The sequence below is a fragment of the Mariniflexile ostreae genome, from assembly GCF_042427585.1.
Lineage (GTDB): Bacteria > Bacteroidota > Bacteroidia > Flavobacteriales > Flavobacteriaceae > Pseudalgibacter > Pseudalgibacter ostreae.
This window is the reverse complement of the sequence record NZ_JBHMFC010000052.1, coordinates 1-2731: the sequence shown is the minus strand read 5'-3', so window position 1 is coordinate 2731 and position 2731 is coordinate 1. Positions and strand designations below refer to the sequence as shown.

The 2731-nt window shown below is 29.9% G+C and carries 2 protein-coding genes and 1 pseudogene; all 3 read right to left on the bottom strand.

All coding sequences use genetic code 11. From position 1 onward, the window contains the following. Positions 1-169: 169 nt before the first annotated feature. Positions 170-2047, bottom strand: a complete 1878-nt coding sequence (locus tag ACFFU9_RS10525) for a hypothetical protein (RefSeq protein WP_379861397.1) — start codon at positions 2045-2047, stop codon at positions 170-172. 180 nt (positions 2048-2227) lie between these two features. Continuing rightward, positions 2228-2557 carry a hypothetical protein gene (locus tag ACFFU9_RS10520; protein WP_379861396.1) on the bottom strand — a complete coding sequence of 110 codons (330 nt, stop codon included), beginning with the start codon at positions 2555-2557 and terminating at the stop codon, positions 2228-2230. Beyond that, positions 2554-2731: pseudogene (locus tag ACFFU9_RS10515) on the bottom strand (IS5 family transposase); the annotation flags it as partial. The gene ACFFU9_RS10520 and the pseudogene ACFFU9_RS10515, both read right to left, overlap by 4 nt.

Here is a 2731-nt window from a genome sequence, read left to right as displayed (position 1 = left end):
AAAAGGAGTAAATGCTATATATTTTGACCACATCAATCACAGCCTAGCCACCAAAGAACCTTCCCTAAACGTATCGTTTTACCCATAGTACGGCAAATCAACCGCATTCGTCAACACAGAATTCATTTTTGGCCTATCGGCAAAACGAATTCTTAGTTATTGTGCATAGTTATTTTTTTGGTTTTTCCTCAATTTTCCACTTTATAATGCTAAATTCTTTTTCCTTAGAAATATTTTGAAAATTATCTAGTAATTTTTGCCATTTCTTAACGGGCTTTTTTTCTGGGTCAAAACCATCCATATCAGTTGCGACACTAATAAAGTGCTTTATTTTACCTTTTAAATTCAAATAATCATTAGGATTTATTGATGCCAAATCTTTTTCAGCCAACTTCTTTAAATTCTTAAGCACCTTGATAATATAGCTTACTGTTTTTTTTGCCAATGGATTTTTTTGATAGTGTTTAAGACAATGAACTCCTATTAAACAAAATTCATTTAATGTACCGATTAAAGAATCAGTTGATAATTTGCCTTCTTTGAATGCTAATATTATATAATCTGCATAACTCGAAATTATAACTCTTAAATCCTTTTCTTTGACATAATTTCGCTCTATTAAATCAACTATTAAATTTTTTGGAATTCTAAAACAATCGAAGGTGTTTTCGTAAAGACCGATTTCTAATGCTTTTCTAGAACTATAAAATGAAGACGTTAGTTCTTTCCATAAAATGAATCTTTTTTGATAATTACCAATTGGATAATCTCCATAATATATATCAGAACAAATATCTTGATGCCTCCTAATACTTTCTTCAAATAAATCTTTATTTCCTATATTGATAGCACAATCTTGAACTTTACTCATTAATCCAATTAAGCCATTAATACTATCCCATTGGATTGAATCATCTATTGAAGATGGCTCATATTGCCCATCTTCTTCAAACATTCTAGCTAAACGCTTTAAATTCTCTTGCTTAGGACAGTTGTTTGTTAAGTTGGATTTAAAGGAAACTTCAATTGAATCCATTGCATTAGTTAGTGGTATTGAATTTCCCAGTTTTTCGTGTAGTTTGAAAAAGTCTAAGTATATGAAAGAGTGCATATCTTGCAAGTGCAAGAGAGGGGCTTTTTTATCAGCAAAGTATAAATAAATGTCACTTATGTAGCTCCATAAAGTTTCAAAGTAATGATTATCACTTGCTCTTATTGCTGTTTTTGAATTTTCCCGCCATAACCATATAATTCCACCAATTACGATGTCACATTGTTGTCGATTTTTTCCATCTGTAATAATGGTTAAAGCTTTAGAAATTATATCATCATTTATTTTTTGATAAGCAGTAACATTGGTAGACAAAATATATGAATCCAACTCTTTTTTTAAGATTTTCAAAGTGTCATCCTCAACCAAATTATCTCTAAACCGTTGTCTCGATACATTTTGAAATGAATTTAAACTTATGCTATTTACCAAGTCAACATTACTTTTTATCCTACTACTTTTTCCAATAATTGTTTTCAATACAGGAAATACAGAGTAGATATAAAAAATAAATATAAAACCGATGTAATAACCAATTGAAACGGACTTAGATGTCGTAAATGACTCAATTTGTATATACCCTAGAAAGGAAATTCCTATTAGACTAATTGATGTATATATTGAATTTCTTATTAATTGATTTTCTAAAGGATTTACGTATGCATCTTTACTTATACGTTCTTTGAAAAATTCTACAGATAACAAAACAACAGCCATTACGATACCAAAAATAGATGATATGGCTCCTATAATTATTCCAAAATAGTCTTGTGGGTTTATACTCGAAATGTTTAGATAATCTGGAATAAAGGCTATCCATTCAATTAATGGTGTTATTATTAGAAAAACATAAATCAATGGTAAAATGAAGAGTAGCCACTTTTCATTAATAAAAACAGTTATGTTTTCTTTATTAAATAGATTCGTTAAAATGTATTCCTTTAATAATAGAACTCTTGCTTTTACTCTTTTTTTGTAATCTTCCTTAGACTTCATTCATTACCTAGATTTCTATTGAGTGGTTATTATGCACAACGGTTTTGGCTATGAGCAGTTGGGATTTTTTGCTCTTACTTTTCGGTTTAGCACAGACCTTTGTTTTATGTTTTGATTTTCTGTTAAGCACTTAAACCCCAATTGCTTATAGCCATTGTTGTGTGTTCGGCATTTTTATTTTCAGTCAATTCCAAGTTCTTTATGCATTGCTTGCCATTCTTTTCCAAATTCAACCATTTCTAATGCAGCTTTTCGCTTGTCTTCGGGCAGACATTGAATGCAGGTTGGATACTCAATGCCCTTGTAATGCTCTTTACATTTAGGACATAATTCCATACTTTTTAAATCATAGTTAGATGCACATCTTCTACAAGCAGTTATTGTATCTTCAAAGGAAAGATACTTTATATCGTCATCCAAATAGAGTAAAAACGCTTTTTTTTCTATTAGTTCTTCATCTTTAGTTTTGGCTTTTTCTCTTTGAAACCAATATTTTATATTTGAGGTCATTTAAACTTTTTGCTTTTCATTTTCTTTAGGAATATTGCCATAAATGATAGATAGTTGAAACCCAACCAAGTTGCAATGGTTGTGTCAAATCTATTTAGTAGTGAGCGATAACTGTCCATCCAAGCGTTTGTCCGTTCAATTGCATATCTTTCTTTATATAATTCTTGGTCAAAA

Bases quoted from the DNA above. Each gene is read 5' to 3' on its own strand.
- ACFFU9_RS10525 (WP_379861397.1), bottom strand. From the start codon at position 2,047: ATGAAGTCTAAGGAAGATTACAAAAAAAGAGTAAAAGCAAGAGTTCTA.
- ACFFU9_RS10520 (WP_379861396.1), bottom strand. From the start codon at position 2,557: ATGACCTCAAATATAAAATATTGGTTTCAAAGAGAAAAAGCCAAAACT.